The organism is uncultured Nostoc sp. (assembly GCF_937863485.1).
In the GTDB taxonomy this organism is placed as follows: domain Bacteria; phylum Cyanobacteriota; class Cyanobacteriia; order Cyanobacteriales; family Nostocaceae; genus Nostoc.
This window is the reverse complement of record NZ_CALMFY010000240.1, coordinates 1-20300: the sequence shown is the minus strand read 5'-3', so window position 1 is coordinate 20300 and position 20300 is coordinate 1. Positions and strand designations below refer to the sequence as shown.

General features: G+C 41.0%; 13 protein-coding genes. 6 read left to right on the top strand and 7 right to left on the bottom strand.

The genetic code is table 11. The features are described 5' to 3' along the window. Positions 1–20: 20 nt before the first annotated feature. On the top strand, positions 21–428 hold the full coding sequence (locus Q0541_RS32505) for a TnsA endonuclease N-terminal domain-containing protein (RefSeq protein ID WP_366941958.1): 408 nt from the start codon (positions 21–23) through the stop codon (positions 426–428). Here Q0541_RS32505 and Q0541_RS32500 read toward each other — a convergent pair. Then, positions 359–2446 carry a LysR family transcriptional regulator gene (locus Q0541_RS32500; RefSeq protein WP_298920851.1) on the bottom strand — a complete coding sequence of 696 codons (2088 nt, stop codon included), beginning with the start codon at positions 2444–2446 and terminating at the stop codon, positions 359–361. The genes Q0541_RS32505 and Q0541_RS32500 overlap by 70 nt on opposite strands. Positions 2447–2469: 23 nt before the next feature. Continuing rightward, positions 2470–3519: an LLM class flavin-dependent oxidoreductase gene (locus Q0541_RS32495; protein ID WP_298920849.1), complete on the bottom strand. Its 1050-nt coding sequence runs from the start codon at positions 3517–3519 to the stop codon at positions 2470–2472. 674 nt (positions 3520–4193) lie between these two features. On the opposite strand from Q0541_RS32495, the gene sfnG reads away from it, so the two are divergent. Both sfnG and Q0541_RS32485 read left to right on the top strand, forming a co-directional pair. Further along, entirely contained in the window at positions 4194–5291 is a 1098-nt protein-coding gene (sfnG, locus tag Q0541_RS32490) for a dimethylsulfone monooxygenase SfnG (RefSeq protein WP_298920847.1), read from the top strand. Between the two features lie 431 nt (positions 5292–5722). Next, the gene (locus Q0541_RS32485) at positions 5723–6931 is read left to right on the top strand and encodes an SfnB family sulfur acquisition oxidoreductase (protein ID WP_298920845.1); all 1209 of its coding nucleotides are present in this window, start codon (positions 5723–5725) and stop codon (positions 6929–6931) included. Between the two features lie 391 nt (positions 6932–7322). On the opposite strand, the gene Q0541_RS32480 is transcribed toward Q0541_RS32485, so the two are convergent. Continuing rightward, positions 7323–9038: an iron uptake porin gene (locus tag Q0541_RS32480; RefSeq protein WP_298920843.1), complete on the bottom strand. Its 1716-nt coding sequence runs from the start codon at positions 9036–9038 to the stop codon at positions 7323–7325. 646 nt (positions 9039–9684) lie between these two features. On the opposite strand from Q0541_RS32480, the gene Q0541_RS32475 reads away from it, so the two are divergent. Then, entirely contained in the window at positions 9685–10869 is a 1185-nt protein-coding gene (locus Q0541_RS32475; RefSeq protein ID WP_298920841.1) for an acyl-CoA dehydrogenase family protein, read from the top strand. A 405-nt stretch (positions 10870–11274) separates the two neighbouring features. On the opposite strand, the gene prmA is transcribed toward Q0541_RS32475, so the two are convergent. Together prmA and serA are read right to left on the bottom strand one after the other, a co-directional pair. Further along, positions 11275–12195 (bottom strand): 50S ribosomal protein L11 methyltransferase, encoded by a 921-nt coding sequence (gene prmA, locus Q0541_RS32470; RefSeq protein ID WP_298920839.1) that lies wholly within the window; start codon positions 12193–12195, stop codon positions 11275–11277. Positions 12196–12317: 122 nt separating this feature from the next. Next, positions 12318–13898, bottom strand: a complete 1581-nt coding sequence (serA, locus tag Q0541_RS32465; protein ID WP_298920836.1) for a phosphoglycerate dehydrogenase — start codon at positions 13896–13898, stop codon at positions 12318–12320. An 814-nt stretch (positions 13899–14712) separates the two neighbouring features. Here serA and Q0541_RS32460 point away from each other — a divergent pair. Next, positions 14713–15558: a Uma2 family endonuclease gene (locus tag Q0541_RS32460; RefSeq protein WP_298920833.1), complete on the top strand. Its 846-nt coding sequence runs from the start codon at positions 14713–14715 to the stop codon at positions 15556–15558. A gap of 263 nt (positions 15559–15821) precedes the next feature. Here the strand turns inward: Q0541_RS32460 and Q0541_RS32455 are convergent, their stop codons facing one another. Together Q0541_RS32455 and Q0541_RS32450 are read right to left on the bottom strand one after the other, a co-directional pair. Then, the gene (locus Q0541_RS32455) at positions 15822–16676 is read right to left on the bottom strand and encodes an HIT family protein (protein ID WP_298920832.1); all 855 of its coding nucleotides are present in this window, start codon (positions 16674–16676) and stop codon (positions 15822–15824) included. Positions 16677–16774: 98 nt separating this feature from the next. Further along, positions 16775–17590, bottom strand: a complete 816-nt coding sequence (locus tag Q0541_RS32450) for a Uma2 family endonuclease (protein ID WP_298920830.1) — start codon at positions 17588–17590, stop codon at positions 16775–16777. A 149-nt stretch (positions 17591–17739) separates the two neighbouring features. Here Q0541_RS32450 and Q0541_RS32445 point away from each other — a divergent pair. Next, positions 17740–20300, top strand: a 2561-nt coding sequence (locus Q0541_RS32445) for an NACHT domain-containing protein (protein WP_298920828.1), incomplete at its 3' end; no start/stop codon positions are given.

Sequence of the window (20300 nt, the reverse complement as noted above, 5' to 3'; positions counted from 1 at the left end):
AAACAAACCGAGAACATCATCTGCTTTCTGATAACGAGAAGCGGCTGTTTTACGTCTTCGAGTGGTCAGATACGATTGTAGATATAAGAGAGCAGTTTCCTCTAATTGACCTTGACTTAGCAATGAGTATTGCAGAGGAAATAGGTATTAACTATCCCAAAGATCCGCAAAGTAATACTCCCCGTGTTTTAACAACGGATTTTATGCTTTCTGTTAAGCAAGGCAAAACGATAGTCCAGAAAGCACGAACATTTAAGCTAACTAAAGATTTGGGTAGTAAGTCTGTAGCTGAAAAATTTGAGTTAGAAAAGCGTTACTATGCTGCCAAAGCTATTGATTGGGGCATAATTACAGAAAATTACTGGTTTGGCTTTGACTGGGGAGCGATCGCCATTGAATCTTGTAGCAACAGATCGTATTTATTATAGAGAACTTTCATGTGTCGGCTAAACTGTTCCTCGACAAAATAGCTGCTAGAAAATTCACTGGCAAAAGAAACTTGATGAAAATGATAATCTAGATTCAGCAGATTGTAGACAAGTCTCAAGAAATAATCATCTATCCAAAAATCTACATCAAATAGGGAAATGCCATATTTCCCTTCCAACCTGCGATTTAAAGTTTTCAGTAACCAAGACCATTGAGGTTTGAGGGTCGGATCGATGCGGTTCCCAAAGACAGGATTAAAAAACTGATTTACTTGAGTTTTTCTCACATCAGTCACTTTCGTTAATAAATCTGCCGCATTCATTGGAGATGAATTAAACCAATGGTTAGCAACTACTAAATCATGTAAATAAGCAACGACAATTTTAGGGTTTTCTTTAATGAATTGTGAGCGACAGACAATTCCTCTGATTGATGGAATTCTTAAACTAACTGTCTGAGATAAAGGCAGCTTTCTGACAAAAGCATATCCTTCTAAAACTGAGGCAAAAGTATGACAACACACGTAAGCATCTATAGTTTTATTTGCTAAACTCTTACTTGCCTTCCGAGGATCTTCATTTACTAATCTGCAATCTTTACTGACATCCATATCATAGAGGTCAAATAAATTAATGATGAACCTGTGAGCATTTGAACCAAACAAGGTGGAAATTCGTTTCCCTTGAAGCTCCTGAACAGTGTTTATAGAAGAATCTTTAGGCAGAATAATGTTAATATCCTCACCCAAAAGATTATAGGAAGCAATCCCAATTAATTTAGAACCAAAACTTAAATCATCAAAGAATTGGCTACCATTATTCAATAGAGAAATGTCATCTAAAATACAAATATCCAGTTCTCCCCGTTTCATCTGTCGATTCATTTCTTCCCCAGAGGCGAACGGCAGAATTTGTAACTCGAAATCTCGATTAATTTCAATATTTTTGAAAATGGGTTGTTCAAGTGATGACGATGCTCTTTGTAAATCAGAAATATATTTAGTCCCATACCCAGCAATAAACTGTCCGATAGAATCCCTCTGAATACCTATCCTCAAAATATTTTCTTCTTTGGAAGAACAGCTACCTAAAATTAGATTCACATTAGGCAAACTTTCCAAGTTATCCCGATCAAGTCTAAAACTTCTCACCAAACTCTCTGCGGATATCAGCAACTCACTAAAGCGAGGAACATGAAGATAAATGCCATATTCATTAACATCTTGAATCGTCAGAGTTAATGCTTTGTATTTAGATATTATATCAGCTTGACAAAAGTCAGGTAGAATCGTTAATTTTTGATTTTCTGAAGCATATTTGAGTACATCTGGATAACTATGTAGCACCTTTGCATTACTTAATTTATTTATCAAAAACTCATTTTTAGATAGTTCATGATGAACCGCATCTAAAAGCACAATATCAGCTAGATCAATATCATTGATTTTAATTAAGCTATGCTGATTGAGATGCTTATTTGCCCCAAAGGAAACAAGCAGCATTTTATGAGTTGTTAATCTAGTACAGTGGTGTTCTTCCTTATATCCAGAGCAACTATTGAGCAAGAGATCCATCTCTATGAGTTGAGAATTTGAGAAAAATATGCTATTTTGAACCACAATCTCTTTAATATTTCTCCCTGGAAAACAAAGCAGAAATCGCTGTAAATATTCTTTGAGCCAGACTTCTAAAATTAAACTAGTAGCCCCTAATATCAAATCTTCACCTTCAGTGCTAAATGTTGTCTGAAATTCTTCTTGCAGATTTTCTACAGTTTCTACTACATTAAGTGTCTGGGAAATCAATTTCTTCCCTTTATTAGTCAAGCATATAGAGCCAGGAGAGCGATTTAAAAGAATTACTCCGAAATAATCCTCTATTTGCTTGACTTTTTTACTAATTAGTGCCTGACTATACCCTAGTTTTTGTCCTGCTTTAGAGAAGCTACCACAGTCATCTACTGCTTTTAAAATTTTGATGTGGTTTAGGGTAATATCTTCGAGTTTAATCTTATTCATACTAGGTAAAGCAAGATTTTTAATTACAAGGCAATTAAGCTGTTCTGCTGTGTATATTCGGAAATCACTAGTTTATGGAAGCGAATAGTGTCTTCCAACATAGATTCAAATTTGAGTACTATTAAGTCAACGCCAACTGCTTCGTATTCTTTCAGGCGTTGAATAACAGTATAGTGATCGCCAACGAGTTGAGCAGATAAACCTAGATTGGCTTCAATAGTTTGACTGATATCGAGTTTGTTGTGGGCAATTACGTTAGGATCGATTTGCTCTTGAAAGTATTTGATCTGCTGCTGATCCACAGAACGATAAATCGCCTCTAATCTGGCTTCGGCTTGGGCGGTATTTTCACGAACGATCGCAAACGCACTCATTGCCACTTTAATCTGACGACCGTAGTGATCGCTAGCCAATCTTTTCACTTTCTCCACCAATGCTGCCGTTTTTTCAGGATGATCAGCATTGATAAATAAATAATCTCCCTGACGAGCCGCTAGGTCAATCGCCCGGTCTGATTCACCAGCAATGAAAATGGGTGGTGTTGGTGTAGGCTTATCTGAAAGAATACCACCTGCGATCGTGTAGTATTTACCAACGTAATTAAAAGCTTCAACTGTCCACAGCCCCTTGATTACATCAATATACTCTTCTAATCGTGCATAGCGATCGCTGTGGGGTAGCCAGATATCTCCATAGCTTTCTACTTCTAATTTCCACCAACCTGCAATACCACTCAGAGCAAATCTACCATTGCTGAGTTGATTTTGAATGTCTGCACTCAGCTTGGCAACGACCGCAGGTAGTTTAAAACCAGGTTGTACAGCCGCAACAATCTTGATATTTTTGGTATTCAAACTTGTTAAAGCTGCTGTAGTCCAGGCGTCAGTCACATTATAGTTAGGGCCATGAACTGCATTCAAGTAATGTTCAGGAATGTAATAGAAGTGATAACCTAACTCATCTGCCTGAACTGCTAGCTTTACCAAATCTTGCGTGGATAAATTAGCCTCATGGTTGACAACTCGCAACCATCCACCACAGACAGGCGACCAAATTCCAAACTGAAGTGGCATAAATTTTTTCCTGTGCCTTTTTCTACGAGACATCAACTAAAATACGGTACTTATATCTTTTTACCGTTGTTTAGTAGTTCACACTACCACATTTATTTCTGCTGTGTATAGTTGCAGATGACACATGAAAATCAGTTGCCTATCACGATATGGAATAGTATTGATACTTTGTTGAGTCCTGATTCCTAATTTGCTCTGACAGAATCAGGCTGATAACCAGCAAATATCAAATAATATAGGACTTACGCAAGAACTCTCTGAAACTCTTATTCCTTTGTGTCCTTTGCGTCCTTTGCGGTTCGTTTCATCATGATTTTGCGTAAGTCCTGTAATAATTAAACACTTAGCAAAATTGGCAGTATTCCATTTTGGAATATGGAAATGGAATTTAAGTATATTGAGTCACGACATCGGAGAAATTATCGTGATACAGTCTGATCCATTAAAAACTACAGTAGTTCAGTCGGGTTATGGTATATTACGACCATCAGAACCTGAAATTGTCTACTTGTAAACTCAGAGTAGTTTCCAGCCGCTCTCAAGCTTTAAATTTTGATTAAAATTTTGTCGGCTCAAATTTTAGCTGATTTGTTAGCGATCGCAAATTAGGCTTTGTTGCATCATAAGCAAATTTAGACAAATAACCAAGCAGTTTCAATTACAAACGCACAATTATGGTAGATATTAAGTTCGCATACTGGATTCCCAACGTCAGCGGGGGGTTAGTTGTTAGTAAAATTCCCCAACGGACAGATTGGACTTATGAATATAATGCTCAACTAGCTCAGACGGCTGAAGAAGTTGGATTTGAATATGCTTTAGCACAAGCTAGATTTATCGCCAGCTATGGCGCTGAGTACCAGTTAGAGGCATTAACAACTGTATCAGCCCTAGCTCCAGTCACCAAGAAATTGAAGCTAATTGCAGCAGTTCACCCTGGATTGTGGCATCCGGGAGTAGTTGCCAAAATGGGTGCCAGTATTGATTTTCTCTCTAACGGTCGGTTCGCTCTGAATGTAGTTAGCGGTTGGTTCAAAGATGAATTCACTATATATGGTGAACATTGGTTAGACCATGACGAACGCTATCGTCGTTCAGAGGAATTTATCCGCGTTCTCAAAGGTTTGTGGACTGAGGATGAGTTTCATTTTAAGGGCGACTTTTACCGCATTAACGGCGGTTGGGTGAAGCCTAAACCAATTAATCAGAATCCACACCCGGAGATATTTCAAGGTGGTAACTCGAAAGCAGCGCGGCGCATGGCTGGCCGCGTCTCTGATTGGTATTTCATGAATGGCAACACCATAGAAGGGGTACGAGAGCAGATTGAAGAAGTGTCTGCATTAGCGAGTCTTGAAGGACGCAAAATTAAGTTTGGTCTGAATTCCTTTATCATTGTGCGAGATACGGAAGCAGAAGCCCATGAAGTATTGCGCGATATTATTGCCCAGGCCGATGTAGAGGCGGTGAAAGGATTTGGCGAAGCGGTGAAACAGGCGGGATCTTCTACTCGTGAGCGTCAGGGAATGTGGGCGAATTCCAATTTTGAAGACTTGGTGCAGTATAACGATGGCTTCAAGTCAGGCTTAATTGGCACGGCTGATCAAGTAGCTGACAAGATTCGCCAGTTTTATGAAGCGGGAGTTGATCTAATTCTCGGTGGCTTTTTACACTACACAGATGATCTTCCAGCATTTGGTAAGACAGTAATTCCGATTGTACGCGAACTAGAAGCTAATCGTCGGACAGCTGATGAGTTGGTTGTGGTCTAGATTAACAGGAATATACTTTATAGGGGCGGGTTTTCTAGATTGAAGCTGTTCTAGATAACGCCTAAACCCGCTTTTACAGCAACAGTAATTGGCGATCGTAAATACCAGCGCCTATCTTGTCCATCACCAACATTAGATGGGCAAGATGTCCATCCTTCAACTAGGATGTGCTGATCAAATACAAACAGGACTTACGCAAAATCATGATAAAACGAACCGCAAAGGACGCAAAGGACACAAAGGAATAAGAGTTTCACAGAGTTATTGCGTAAGTCCTGACAAATATTTCGCGTTGTCTCATAGTAGTGGCGATTATGAGTTAATACAGTTCAGATAAGACCAAAACACTTGTAGAGACGGCGATTTATCGCGTCTCTTAACTGAACCGTATTGGATTATGAGTCACTCAATCACAATCAAGGAGTTTTAGCATGACATCAATAATTAATACAGAACAGAAGGCGCATATTATTCAGGATGACCAAGAAGCGATCGCGATCGCTCACGAACTAGCAGCTGAGTTTGCCAAGGGAGACTCAGAGCGCGACCAAAATCGGCGTCTCCCTGTTGAGGAAGTGCAAAAGTTCTCCCAGAGTGGATTGTGGGGAATTACAGTCCCGAAAGAGTATGGTGGTGCTTTTGTATCAAGTGCTACCCTGGCAGAAGTAATTAAAATCATCTCCGAAGCCGACTCTAGCCTCGGTCAAATTCCCCAAAACCACCTCTATATGGTGGAAGCAGTTCGCCTAGATGGCACAGATGAGCAGAAGAAGTTCTTCTTTGATTTGGCTCTACAAGGCAAGCGGTTCGGTAACGCCTTCTCGGAAATTGGCACTAAGTCTGTTACTGATGTCCAGACAAAATTAGAACCAGATGGATCTGACTTCGTACTCAACGGACGCAAATACTACTCTGCTGGGGCACTACTGGCACATTGGGTTCCCGTCATTGCCAGCAATCCAGATGGTAAAACAGTGGTGGCATTTGTCGAACGGGATGCCCCAGGATTGACGCTACTTGATGACTGGACGAGCTTCGGACAGCGTACCACTGCCAGCGGCACTAGCATTATTGAAAATGTGAAAGTTAAGGCAGAGCACGTGATTCCGCACTACTTAGCCTTTGAGAGGGCAACACCAATGGGTGCGATCGCGCAAATCATCCAAGCCGCCGTAGACGTGGGAATTGCCAAAGCCGCAGTCCGTGACACCATCTATTTTGTCCGCAACCATACCCGCCCTTGGGTTGACAGCAATTTAGAAAAAGGATACGAAGACCCGCTGACGCTCTATAACTTAGGCAATGTACAAATTCAGGTTCACGCTGCTGAAGCATTGCTGCGACGTGCAGGTGAATTTATCGACATCGCTAACGAGTCAGGTTTAGAAGAACCCAAGGTAGTTGAAGCATCGATCGCAGTTGCTGAAGCCAAAGCCTTAGCCACCGAAGCATCACTACTAGCTACCAACAAGTTGTTTGAACTAGCAGGTACTAAGTCCACATTGGAGCAATTCAACTACAATCGCCACTGGCGAAATGCCCGCGCTCACACACTCCACGATCCCGTGCGCTGGAAGTACTACGCTGTTGGCAACTACTTCCTCAATGGTGTCTACCCCCCACGCCATCCTTGGCTGTAATTGTCCCATTCTCTATTGGATGTGACTCAATTTTGGATTTTGGATTTGTTTGACAATTCAATATGTGGCCTTTCACAGAGCTATCACAGCCCACAAAAGGCATAGTTGCATCTGTTGCTAGTTTAATAAATTAGGGCTACGTCTTAACTTAGTGCCATTCGTCTCTGCTCCCTCTATCCTCTTATACCAATTCACGAAAACCCTGATACAGATAGATTTCTTGTAGGGGCATGGCAATGCCATGCCCTTACCAACGTATTTGTATCATTATTAAAGTGAAATGGTATTAGCAGTGGGAGAGTTTTTTAGCTTTCATATCTGCATTGCTGATTAGGAGGATAAAAAACTCGCCGACTTTCGATGAATTATTCTTTGCACCTTTGCTGATTAACTAAAAGGTGAAGGTTGTCCTTACAGTGCCAATTACCGCATCCTCATTGTCATTGTTTTGAGCAGGAGCTGTAATCCAAATTACGCCAGGGGTGATGGCAATGTTATCTGTAAGCCGATACTTGTAAAAGCCTTCAATATGTAAGGACAAATCGTTTGCAGGTGCAGGATTGCCACCCCGATAAGGTTCTGCACCCACAAGAACACCACCAAGGTTGCCTTGTTTACCTAAATCTGGGAATGCCAATCCCAGAGCATAGTACCAAATATCTGCACTACCACTACCTGCCAAATTCTTGGCATTAGTGTAGCCAAAGAACCCATTGACTGCAAATCGAGGACTAAATTTATAGAAAGCTTCTACTCCGTAGGAGTTGGTAATCATCCGCTCAAATGGAGTATTGGCTTGTTCTGTTCCCACAAGTGGAAAACCACTACCCAAGTCAAATATTGCTCCCCGATTTTGGTAGGCATTTACATAGGTCAAACCAATCCCAGAGTTCTTGTTGGGGTTCCATGCTATTTGTCCAAATGCGCTATATTGACCATTAAAAAAACCTCTGTCTGGCTGAGGACTGGCATGATCTCCTGCTAAGTAACCCAAGCTCAATACCAATTGGTCACTGAATCGATAATTGAATCCCCCACCTGCACCACCACCAATACGGTAGATAGGACTAGAGGAAGCAAATTCTGTCAAAGCACGACCACCTCCTGAGGCACTCTCAAGATAGGGACTCAGAGTAGGAACAAAATCATAAAGTACTCCGTTCACGGCTCCTATATAAGCATCGATTTTGTTGCCAACTGGGAAATAGTAAGAGAGCCAATCTAGGGACAGGTTGTTGTTACCAGGAGCAAGATTGAAGGTTTGCAAACCTTCGGTTGAACCACCAGGAAGCTGCAAAATAGTAGTGTTTCCAGTACTTAGACGAGTATATAGATTGTCTTTACCTGTAAAACTAGTTTGGAAAACGAGGCGAACTCTATCTTGAAAAACTGTGTTATCACCATTAACTGAGCCTTGGAAGGCATTCGTAATCACAAAAATGGCTTCCGCCGAAAGCTTTGTTGTTGTAGAAAACTGATTTGCTTCTAATTCCGCAGTCCGAGCTTCTAAACTATCAACGCGACCCCGTAGAGTTGCTAATTCAGAGGCAAATTCTTCTTGCAGTCTTTGTAAACTAGTTAAGTCTTCTTTGGTAACTAAGTCAGATGTAGCTGTTGCAATTAGCTCGTTGATGCGAGATAAACAAGCATTTAAGCCTGCTGCAAATTCATAGCGAGTGATGGCGCGGTTTCCCCGATAAGTGCTATTTGGATACCCCGCAATACATCCATAACGCTCAACTAAAGACTGGAGTGCAAGAACCGCCCAATCAGTTGGCTGCACATCTGAAAACTGAGATACAGATGTTACCTGAGACATACTGTTTGTGTTTTGGACACTTGTATCACTATTGATTACAGGAATTTCAGGCGTTTGTACAATGGTTGTTTCCGAAAAATTATCTCCGAAACGTGGAGTTTGGTTGGGGTCTAGGACGCGCTTGGTGATGCCTGACGCCAAATGCGCGATCGCAGTTGGTATATTTGTTTGAGTCCCAGTCACAGCCACTAAATTCCTGTCTTCAGCATAAGCTGATGTGCTGGCTAGCAAAGTAGCCCCCAAAATCATCGATTCAATGCATAAATTATGAAATGAACGATTGAACATTTCTATCACTCCTCATATTTTTGATAGGGAAAATTTAGTGAAAGCCATCAGACATTTCAGTGACTTGTTAAGCTAAAAATTTATGACTAGCCCTGAGAAATGTTGAATTAGTCTAATACTCAAAAGTTTTCATTAATATCGCTATGCTTCCAGATATATCAGTTAATACCTGGCATTCTAATCCCCATATTTCAATGTAGAAAATTTTTTACAACAAAATAATCCCTGTTTAAGCTGATCTATTTGCTAAGGGAATATCTATCTGTAAAAAATATTTAAACTTTAGACAGAAATCTGATTTTTTTGCCCATTACTTACTATCTACTGTTTACTTATCTAGTTAAAGTAGATTAATGGATTTAATTTATTAATATTGCATATATAGTCTGAAAAAACAAGTAAATTATCATATTTTTTTTAATATACTTGTTTTTCTGTTTTACTCTCAACCAAATATTTTTTGATCCAGCACTAACAACCTATAGCTTTAGCAAAATTAATTTAATTTGAACTTGCTTTATTAGTTAAACTATGCAATTATATCTCTATAGTACGGTAGTTTTATCAAAACACTGTAGATTGAAAGTTTTTCCAGACAAATTTATAGTTGCTCCTCACAAAAGGTTAGCAGGAGAAGTTGCAAGATATGCAATTAATCGAAACCAAAGAGTCTCAAAATTATATTGATCTAGCTAAGTCTTTAGCAAAAGAATTTGCAAAGACTGCTGTAGAGCGGGATGCAAAAGGGGGAACACCAAAACATGAACGCGATCGCTTGCGCCAAAGCAACTTGCTGAAGCTGATTGTACCCACAGAGTACGGTGGTTTAGGGCAAAGCTGGATTACCGTTCTGCAAATTACCCGTGAGTTTGCCAAAGTTGATAGCTCCATTGCTCACGTCTTTTCTTACCACCATCTAGGTGTAGTAATTCCTTATATCTTTGGTTCGGCAGAGCAAAAACAGCGGTATTACTCAGAAACTATTCGCAACAATTGGTTTTGGTGCAATGCCCTCAACCCTTTGGATAAAAGAACTACTCTGACACCGGAAAATGATTATTTCCGTCTCAACGGCATCAAAAGCTTTTGCTCTGGTTCTCAAGACTCAGATATATTACCAATCACTGCCACTCATCAAGAAAATGGTGAATTGAGTATTCTGGTAATTCCTACCCAACGGCAAGGTGTTACTGTTAATCATGATTGGAATAATATAGGGCAACGTCAAACAGACAGTGGTAGTGTGACTTTTGAGAATGTGTTGGTGTACCCTGACGAAATTCTTGGTAGTAGAGACAAACCCAGTCAACCCTTCACCACTATTCGTGCGTGCTTAACTCAATTGAATCTTGCTAATATCTACCTGGGAATTGCACAAGGAGCATTTGAAGCTGCTAAAACATATACTTGCACTAATACAAAACCTTGGCTGACATCAGGTGTAGAGAGTGCTACCAAAGATCCTTACATCCTCCAGCACTTTGGCAAAATATGGGTTGATCTCCAAGCAGCCACATATTTAACTGAACAGGCGGGAGAACTACTCCAAGCAGCTTGGGAGCAAGAATGGTCACTTACCGCAGAACAACGGGGAGAATGTGCGATTTTGGTCGCTACTGCCAAAGTCGTTGCCACTAGAGTCGGTTTAGACATCACCAACCGCATCTTTGAAGTTATGGGTGCACGCGCTACTAATGCAAAATATGGCTTTGACCGGTATTGGCGTAATCTCCGCACGTTCACTCTCCATGATCCAGTAGATTACAAAATCCAAGATATAGGAAACTGGGCTTTAAATGATCAACTGCCAAAACCCAACTTTTATTCATAATTATTGACTTTGCTTGTTTGAGATCACAGTACTAGTTTTGTCGTTTTCTAGTTCTCTGATTAGAGAATCAAAACCACTAGTGTTGTTTCCATTTTTGGCAAATCAAAACTGAATTTTACTTATTACAGCACTCATATTGTTGTAAAAAAGCGACCAAGGTTATTCACAAAGTATTTTAGTTTCCCAAATATACCAATTTCTACAGTGGTGCGATACTTTGACTGTGACAAAAATGTAGGTAATCACAACGTCTTAAAGGTAGGCAAACTGACGCCACAGTGTACTAGTACCGCAAGGCGGAAGTCAAAAATCAAAAGTCAAAAGTCAAAAGTATTATGGAATGGGCTTTTTAGGGATTTTAAATGGTTGCTTTATTTACGCCGTAGCGTACTAGTATTCATTGGGTTAAGAACGCCGTACATTCAAGCAACACCATTCTTTTCGTTTCCACAGGGTAGCAACGATCCAACCATTTTCTTCTAAAGCGTCAGCAACAGCTTTTGATTGTTCTAGTAAAATACCACTGAAGATAGCCCAAGTTTCAGGTTTGGCGATCGCACTCATTTCTGGAACCAATTCAATAATCACATTAGCCAAAATATTGCATACAATACCGTCCACTGGTTTTTCAACTAGTTTTGTCAAAACGTCTACACTTCCCAGTGCTGGTAGTAAACGTTCTGGACTAATGTCGTTCAGGGCACCATTACTGATAGTTGATTGCACCGCCAAAGGGTCAGTATCTACTGCATAAACTTTCTCTGCCCCCAGTAGCAGTGCCCCAATGGAAAGGATACCAGAACCACAGCCAATATCCGCAATTACTAGATGTTCATGTTTGCCACTAGTACCCACAAACGACTGAGGAACTCCACTCAGCCGCATTTCCAAGGATTCCAAACATAGCTGAGTGGTGGCATGGTTGCCCGTACCAAATGCTACACCTGGGTCAAGACGAATCACTAACCGTTCCGTTGTTTCTGGTAATGGTAGCCAAGCGGGGTTAATTAGGAAGCGATCGCCTATTTCCTGCGGATGCCAATATTGTTTCCAGCTAGTCGCCCAATCTTCCTCATCAATCAACTGCCATTGCAGGGAGGGAGATGAAAGTCCCACACAGAGGGCATCTTGACGCAGCCACAGCGATAGCGCTGCCAAATCTAGTAGCTGCGTTTGAATCGTCGGTAGATAAGCCCTAACTAAAGATGAATTTCCTTTGTTTTCACTAGCTGTACCACGGCAGCCAAAATCTTCCAGTCGCCAAAAGATAGAATCTTCTAGGTCTGGCTCACATAAAATCTGTAGTTCCCACCAGGTGTTTGCCATATAATTTTAGATTTTAGATTTTAGATTTTAGATTGGGGACTAGGTAACGGATAATGACCAATGCGAAAAACAATGAGCAATTAGCCATTACCAATCCAAAATCCAAAATCCGAAATCCAAAATTAAAGTGTTACTGTATACGCGTCCCGAATACCAGGGACTTTTATAATCTCATCCAAAATACCCTCAGGTAAGGGGTCATCTATACTCAGAGCCATTACCGCATCACCACGGACGATTTTACGACCTACTTGCATACTGGCAATATTCACATTAAAACTGCCGAGTAAAGAACCGAGTTTGCCGATAATCCCCGGCATATCGCGGTGCAGGGTAAACAACATATATTTGCTGGGTGGGACGTTAATCGGGAAACCATCAACATCAGTCAGGTGAATTTCCCGCTCACCCAACAAAGCGCCTGTGACAGAATGAGTCCCTAAAGTACCCGTGGCTTCTAGATGAAGCGTTCCGGCATAGTCTCTAATGGAAGCATCGCGGGTTTCAATCACCCGAATTCCGCGTTCTTTAGCTTCTATGCTGGCATTTACGTAATTTACCCGTTCCCGCAAAGCTTGGTAAAGTAATCCTTTCAGGGCAGCTACTACCAAAGGCTGACTTTTGTTGGTCGCGAGTTCCCCTTGCAGTCGAATATTGAGTACTTCCACCCGTCCGCCAGCTAGTTGTCCCACCAGATTACCTAGAGTTTCTGCTAGTTGCATGTAGGGTTTGAGTTCTTCCAACACATCGGGGCCGAGTCCGGGAATGTTGACGGCTGAACGTGCTGGTAGTCCTAAAAGTACATCCCGAATTTGTTCGGCAACATCAATAGCCACATTTACTTGAGCTTCCGCGGTGGAGGCTCCCAAATGGGGGGTGAGGATGATTTCTTTGCCTAGCGATCGCAATTCAGATTCACCCAGTGGTTCTGACTCGAACACATCCAAGGCTGCACCCCCGATTTTACCCGCTTTCAGAGCTGCTGCTAAAGCTACTTCATCAATGATCCCACCACGAGCGCAGTTGATAATCCGGGTTGTGGGTTTCATCTTTGCCAGGGTTGTGGCATTGATTAAGTGGGTGGTTTCTGGGGTTTTAGGGATGTGTAGGGTAATATAGTCTGCTTGCTGGAAGAGTAAATCTAGCTCCACTAGCTGACAGCCAAGTTGTTCGGCTCGGTCTGTAGAAATAAAAGGGTCATAAGCTAGGAGTTTCATCCCCATTGTCTTAGCTACAGTGGCAACATGGGAGCCAATTTTACCCAAACCAACAACGCCGAGAGTTTTTTTGTAGACTTCCGCGCCGACAAAGCTATTGCGATCCCACGCACCGCGTTTCACCGAAGCGTTAGCATCGGGGATGTGGCGAGACAAGGCCAAAATCATCGCTAGCGCATGTTCTGCGGCGGCAATTGTATTTCCCTCTGGAGAATTGACTACCACAATTCCCCGGCGTGTGGCAGCAGGAACATCCACATTATCCACACCCACACCAGCACGACCGATGATTTTTAGCTGCGTGCCGGCTTCAATAATTTCTTGGGTGACGCGTGTACTAGAGCGAATCATCAGCGCGTCATACTCACCAATAATTTGGAGCAGTTCGGCTGGTTTTAGACCTATTTTGACATCAACGGTAGCAACTTGAGAAAGAATGTCAATTCCAGCTTGGTCAATAGAATCTGAGACAAGAACCTTAGACATGATTATTTCATTTAAAGCTACAGGTTTTGCTGCACAAGACTTTTTAGTTTAGTCTTTATCTGTCGCAATTCAGCAAAAATTATTCGTTTTAATATCAACTTAACCTTCTTACGCTCCGTGCTGATAGTATCGAAGCGTGAGTTGCTTCCGGTGGGTACTGCCTCCTAAGTATTTGAACATGAGTGGCTGTTTGCGCCACCCTGTCGCTAAATATAAAGCATGAATAGCACTAAGCACTTATATATTTATTAATAGTTAAGAGTTACCAAAATTTTCTCGGGTTAAGCAACTTCCTTGGTAGGATAGAAACGCCTGTATTATTGACTGGGCTGCAACTTTAGCTGAGGCAATGCTCTGCACAACCAAAAAACCAGCCAGCAACTATTATATCTGTCGAATCTTGGCTGTTTCTCATTACCACAAGTAGTATCCCTTAGTCAAAGCAAAGCATTGCATCATCAAGATAATCGGATTGTGACAGTTAGAATTTAGGTAATCAAATAAATTTTGTTGCTCATGATTGCCGCAGACTTAAGATTGTCTAGTAGCTAAAAGCTGCCAATTAGTATTAGTAAATTACTTAAATATATAGTAGTAAACTAATGACATAGTTAATGTCCGTGCGTCACTGGTAGCGAAAGCGAACAGTGTCTTGTAGAGTTGCGTAAAGCCTTCTCTACGAGAGGTTGTACCAACGCTTAGAGCGAGTATTAGAGTGTCACAGCCCGTCGTAGATATCGCTAGCAAAGAAATCGCTATAATTCTGGTGAGCCAAATAGAGCCAAATATCCTTTGATTTTTGGGGAAACCAGCCATGTTACACTACAACTTACCAAGGTACTTGCCTTCAGCCGAGGAATTACCCGACTCTGATGAAACGCCTGTGGATAATGAACTGCAAGAATTAATACCAGGCTTGCTGAAGGCGATCCTGCTGATACTCTGGGCAGAACGTATGGACTGGTTATTTGGGATAGATATGGGTATTTATTATCACCCGGATAAACCACCGATTGTGCCAGATGGGTTTTTAAGCTTAGGGGTAGAGCGGTTTTATGATGAAGAGTTGCGTCCTAGTTATGTGCTGTGGGATGAAAATGTTGTACCGATTTTCGTGCTAGAAGTAGTTTCCCAAAATTATCGCAAGGAATACACTACTAAATTGGATGAATATGCGGCTTTGGGTGTACTTTACTACGTGATTTATTCCTCCCGTCGCCGTCGCAAACCGCATTTGGAAGTGCATAAGTTAGTTAATGGTAAATATGAATTGCAAGAGGGAAACCCCGTTTGGCTACCAGAAATTGGGCTGGGAATTGGTTGCGAAAGGGGAAATTATTGCGGTGTAACGCGGGAATGGATGTATTGGTATGGTGAACAAGGACAACGGTATCTCACGCCCGCAGAACAAATAAAACAAGAAACACAACGCGCTCAACAAGAAACACAACGCGCTCAACAAGAAACACAACGTGCTCAACAAGAAACACAACGCGCTCAACAAGAAACACAACGCGCTCAACAAGAAGCACAACGCGCTCAACAAGAAGCACAACGCGCTCAACAAGAAGCACAACGCGCTGAAGTTGCAGAACAAAAGGTGCAACAATTGACAGAAAAATTAAGAGCGCTGGGAATAGATCCAGATAATCTGGGTTAATTGAACGTGAGTTCGACGAACCTCTCCCTGTCTTGAATTAAAGTTCAAGTTTCTCTCGCCCGTCGGAGAGGGACAGATTTTGCATAGTAAAACCTCTTAGAAGTTTTTTATTAGACTAATTAGGCCAACACCATGTAACCCATCGAACTCACGTTAACTGAAATATTTTGCAATATTTTCAACAAGACTGAAAAATCAGGTTTTTCAAATTTATGTATTTGCTATATATCTGGGTTTGCTACTAAAAACTGTCAGGAAAAAAACTATTGCTTTTTAGGAATAACGTTCCTGATTCCACTTTTAGTAGAGACAGTATCACCTTTGTAACGAGGGATGATATGAATACTGGTGTGCATAATATTTTGACCGGCGGCTCTGTTAATATTCATTCCTATATTAAAACCATCAGGTTCAAATTCTGTTTTGAGAATTTCTTGTACTTTGTTCACCATAAGCCAGCAAGCAGATTGCTCTTTCAATGGTAGTTCAAAATAACTGCTAACATGACGTTTAGGAATAATCAAAATATGTCCTTTACTTATAGGATAACCATCAAAAATAGCATAAGCAGTTGCTGATTCAGTTAATAATTTTAGACTTTTATGAGGATTACAGAAGATGCAATAATTAGATGAATTTTGCTGATGATTATAGTGAACATACTCATATAATTCTCGATGCTCATCTAAGCAAACTGAAGCAAAGGGAAGTTTGACAATACATTGATAAGTAGGTTTTTTATGAACATAATGTTCTCGAAATCCTTCTTTTTTCAGATCCCTTCTTACAGCATAATAAGCTTTGCCTCCTGGTTTTAATAAGTGTGATATTTCCATAAGAACATTAGTTTGTTCTTCAGTAAATAAAACATTTAAAACATAGAAGCAAATTATGGTATCAAATTTATTATCAGGATATTGTGGAAAATAATAGGGGTCATAGCCTGTAATATCACAACCTTTTTGGCGCAATATTTTAACATCATTACCAAAGCCACAACCAAAGTCTAGTATTTTGCCTTGGAAAAGGTTTTGATTTAATAAAAACTGTGCAGGAAATGACAGATAACTTCTTTCGATCGCAGTGAGATGGCTGAACTGATTTTTTTGCTGTTTCATAGAATTTTGGTGCTGATGTCCCAAAATTATTATTCCCAGCATCCCTTGAGGTTATGCTATGTCTACAACGGGCTATGACGCTCGCGGACTCGCTACCGCTACGCTATCGGCGTCGCATCAGGGTCAATACCTAGCTCACGTAACTTAGCTGCTAATATATCAGCGCGTTGGCGTTCTTGTTCAGCACGTTGGTGTTCTTGTTCAGCACGTTGGCGTTCTTGTTCAGCGCGTTGGCGTTCTTGTTCAGCGCGTTGGTGTTCCTGTTGGGCTTGTTCGCTGCTCCACAACAGCAAATTTCCTTCTGTATCCCACCACCGCAGCCAATTCATGGTTTGGCATAATCTTTCACCTTGCCAAATTCCGAGAAATAACTCTAACTCAGGAATCCAGTAACGTCCATTAGCGTCTGCTTGCTGCAAAGTATATTGTCCATTTTGCAAGCAGCGTAGTTCTATGCTTGGTTCATAAGGATCGTAGGTTACGTAGGTTGGAACTTGGAGAATCTTTTCGTAATAATAGAGTTTACCGTAGGGTGGAGTTGAGCGAACTGATAGTTCTCCACCTTCTGTGTCTGAAAGAAATTCCATCACCACAGCCACAGCAGCGCCTTCTAAATTTGGGGTATAGCTGCGACGAATTACATTTGCGGCTACAGGTTGCACTTGAGGGACATAAAACCAGTCAGGGGCTTTGACAACGATTTTTTTGTTGACTGTGGCTACAAGTCCAAAATTAGAGCCAATCAGCATCTGGGGTTGGATGCGTCCTGTGCTTCCCAAAGCATCGGTAAGCGCAGCAGCGATCGCAGGTTGTTGAATATTTTCCACTGGATCGTCAGGTAAAATGAAGTCGGCTGGAAGTGCTTCCCAAGTAACAATTGGTTCTTTTTGGATAGGGTTAACTTGTAGAACCATAAAACTACTCCTAATATCAATTCACAGTTATTAGTTATTTTTAACAAATCTTCAGCTAGCATCGCTCTTAACTTAGAAGACTCAGAAATCTGGAAATATTCCTCAAGCTAGTGTATATACTCGTAGTCAAGCACTTAGCAGGCGTGAGTATGATAATTGAGTGGTTCACTCTTTGGATAGGTCAAAAAGCGGTTGGATTTCTTGTCAAAACTATTATCAGCGAAGAGTTTGTCAAGGATTTACTCAAGGACTACGCTAAAGATTTTTTCAAAAATATCTTTAATAATGCTGTAACCGCGCCTTTTAAGCGAGAACCCCTGGAGAAAGCTGTTGTCATGGCTGTAACAGAATTTTTGCAACTCATGCAGCAGGATTTAGATGATAGTGAACTTGCTGAAGATGAAATCAAAAAGTATGAGCAGCCGTTAAATAAATTTCTGAAGCATCCAGAAGTCAAAGCAATTTTGGGAACTGCTTTTAAAGATGACTGTCAAACCATAGATACCAAGAAATTAGAAACAATTTGGTATGAACTTAATGCTTCATACCCGTTACCGGATGATTTTAACTGGAAACGGATTGCCAGGAAATATCTGCAAACGGTTAAAGAGATTATTATAGGAGTTCCTGAACTGCGAGAGATTCTGAATTCCCAAAATTTAGACAAAATCCGATACAAGACAACAGAGATAGCCGGGATTATTCCTGATTTTGATTTGGAAAGATACCAAGAAGCTATTAAAGAAACCTATAGCAATCTTAATTTAGACAGCTTAGATACGAGTACCTATGATTATCGAGATAAACTCAAAGTCTGGGATATATTCATAGCACAAAATGTCCGCGAAATTCACCAAGTTATTCCCCGAATTCACGAGCTGCCGAAAGAACATCTCCGAAGATTGCGAGAAACTAACGAACTGGAAGCAGAAGTTGAGTTAGAAGAATTAGAGCGCTACAAACGAGTTTATTTAGAACAACCGAAACGTTCTATAGTGGATATTGTAAATGAGCAGCAGACTAATAAATATATCGTGATTCTGGGCGACCCTGGTTCAGGGAAATCTACTTTATTAAAATACTTGGCATTAAATTGGGCTAGGAGTCCTCTGAATAATTCTTTTTCTCTACCGATTCCTGTGCTGATTGAGTTACGCACTTATATGCGGCGGCGGGAGGATAAAGAGTGTCATAGTTTTCTAGAATTTTTTCATAAATGTAGTGGTGCGATTTCTCACCTCAACCAACATCAACTACACGAACAGCTAAAGAGTGGTAAGGCTTTGGTGATGTTCGATGGTTTGGATGAGGTATTTGATCCTGCTCAACGAGAAGATGTAATTACTGATATTCATCGCTTCACTAATGAATATCGTGATGTGCAGGTGATTGTCACTTCTCGCGTGATTGGCTACAAACCGCAACGTTTGCGAGATGCTGAGTTTCACCACTTTATATTGCAAGATTTAGAACCAGAACAAATTCAGGATTTTATTTACCGCTGGCATGAGTTAACTTTTATCGATATAGCGGATAAAGTTAGAAAACGGGAACGGCTGCAAATAGGGATTAAGACTTCACAATCTATTGCAGAACTAGCAGGAAATCCTCTGTTGTTGACGATGATGGCGATTCTGAATCGGAATCAGGAATTGCCAAGAGATAGAGCCGAACTTTATAATCAAGCATCGCGGGTATTGCTGCATCAATGGGATGTGGAACGTGCTTTGCAAGAAGATAAGAGGTTAGATCCTAAAATTATTGATTATAAAGATAAGCAAGCGATGTTGCGTCAGGTTGCCTATCATATGCAAACGGGCGATAAAGGTTTGGCTGGCAATTTGATTAGTGTAGGTAATTTAGAGAAGATTTTGACTGACTATTTCAAAAGTCTAGAAATCACTCAAGCTAGAGAAGTTGCGCGGGTGATGATTAATCAACTGCGGACTCGCAACTTTATTTTATGTTTTTTGGGTGCAGATTACTATGCCTTTGTGCATCGGACTTTTTTAGAATATTTCTGTGCTTGGGAGTTTGTCTGGCAGTTTGAGAAGGAACGCAGTATTACAATTGAGAATCTCAAAACTGAAGTTTTTGGCAAACACTGGCAAGATGAAATTTGGCATGAGGTGTTGCTGTTAATTGCGGGAATGATTGAGCCAAAATTCGTTGGTGAAATTCTTGATTACTTAATGGTGCAAGATGGCGAGGAGGAAAAATTTATCAACTTGTTTTTAGCGGCTAACTGTCTTGCAGAAGTGAGAAATCGCTCGATAATTGCGTCAGTGGCTAATAAATTGCTTGATAAGCTAAAAGACTTAACTAAATATGACCTCTGGTACTATTACGAACCTTATGAAGATGAAGAAGAAACTGAGCTAGTTCAGGAAATTCGCACTCAAGCAGTTGCAACAGTCGCCATGATTTGGAAAGATAACAGCGATACCTTACACTGGCTCAAAGACCGTGCCATTGCTGATAATGAAGAGTATGTACGAGATGTAGTCATCCAAGCATTAGCCAGCAATTTCAAAGATGACCCGGACACCCGCTCGTTTCTCAAAGACCTAAGCACTGCTGATAATGATGGGGATGTGCGACGTATAGCCATCGAAGCATTAGCCAGCAATTTTAAAGAAGACCCGGACACCCACTCGATTCTCAAAGACCGCGCCACTGCTGATAATCAAGGGGATGTGCGACGTATAGC

Excerpts from the sequence above, each read along its gene's own strand:
- Q0541_RS32500 (WP_298920851.1), bottom strand. The coding sequence starts at position 2,446 with ATGAATAAGATTAAACTCGAAGATATTACCCTAAACCACATCAAAATT.
- Q0541_RS32495 (WP_298920849.1), bottom strand. The coding sequence starts at position 3,519 with ATGCCACTTCAGTTTGGAATTTGGTCGCCTGTCTGTGGTGGATGGTTG.
- sfnG (WP_298920847.1), top strand. The coding sequence starts at position 4,194 with ATGGTAGATATTAAGTTCGCATACTGGATTCCCAACGTCAGCGGGGGG.
- Q0541_RS32485 (WP_298920845.1), top strand. The coding sequence starts at position 5,723 with ATGACATCAATAATTAATACAGAACAGAAGGCGCATATTATTCAGGAT.
- Q0541_RS32480 (WP_298920843.1), bottom strand. The coding sequence starts at position 9,038 with ATGTTCAATCGTTCATTTCATAATTTATGCATTGAATCGATGATTTTG.
- Q0541_RS32475 (WP_298920841.1), top strand. The coding sequence starts at position 9,685 with ATGCAATTAATCGAAACCAAAGAGTCTCAAAATTATATTGATCTAGCT.
- prmA (WP_298920839.1), bottom strand. The coding sequence starts at position 12,195 with ATGGCAAACACCTGGTGGGAACTACAGATTTTATGTGAGCCAGACCTA.
- serA (WP_298920836.1), bottom strand. The coding sequence starts at position 13,898 with ATGTCTAAGGTTCTTGTCTCAGATTCTATTGACCAAGCTGGAATTGAC.
- Q0541_RS32460 (WP_298920833.1), top strand. The coding sequence starts at position 14,713 with ATGTTACACTACAACTTACCAAGGTACTTGCCTTCAGCCGAGGAATTA.
- Q0541_RS32455 (WP_298920832.1), bottom strand. The coding sequence starts at position 16,676 with ATGAAACAGCAAAAAAATCAGTTCAGCCATCTCACTGCGATCGAAAGA.
- Q0541_RS32450 (WP_298920830.1), bottom strand. The coding sequence starts at position 17,590 with ATGGTTCTACAAGTTAACCCTATCCAAAAAGAACCAATTGTTACTTGG.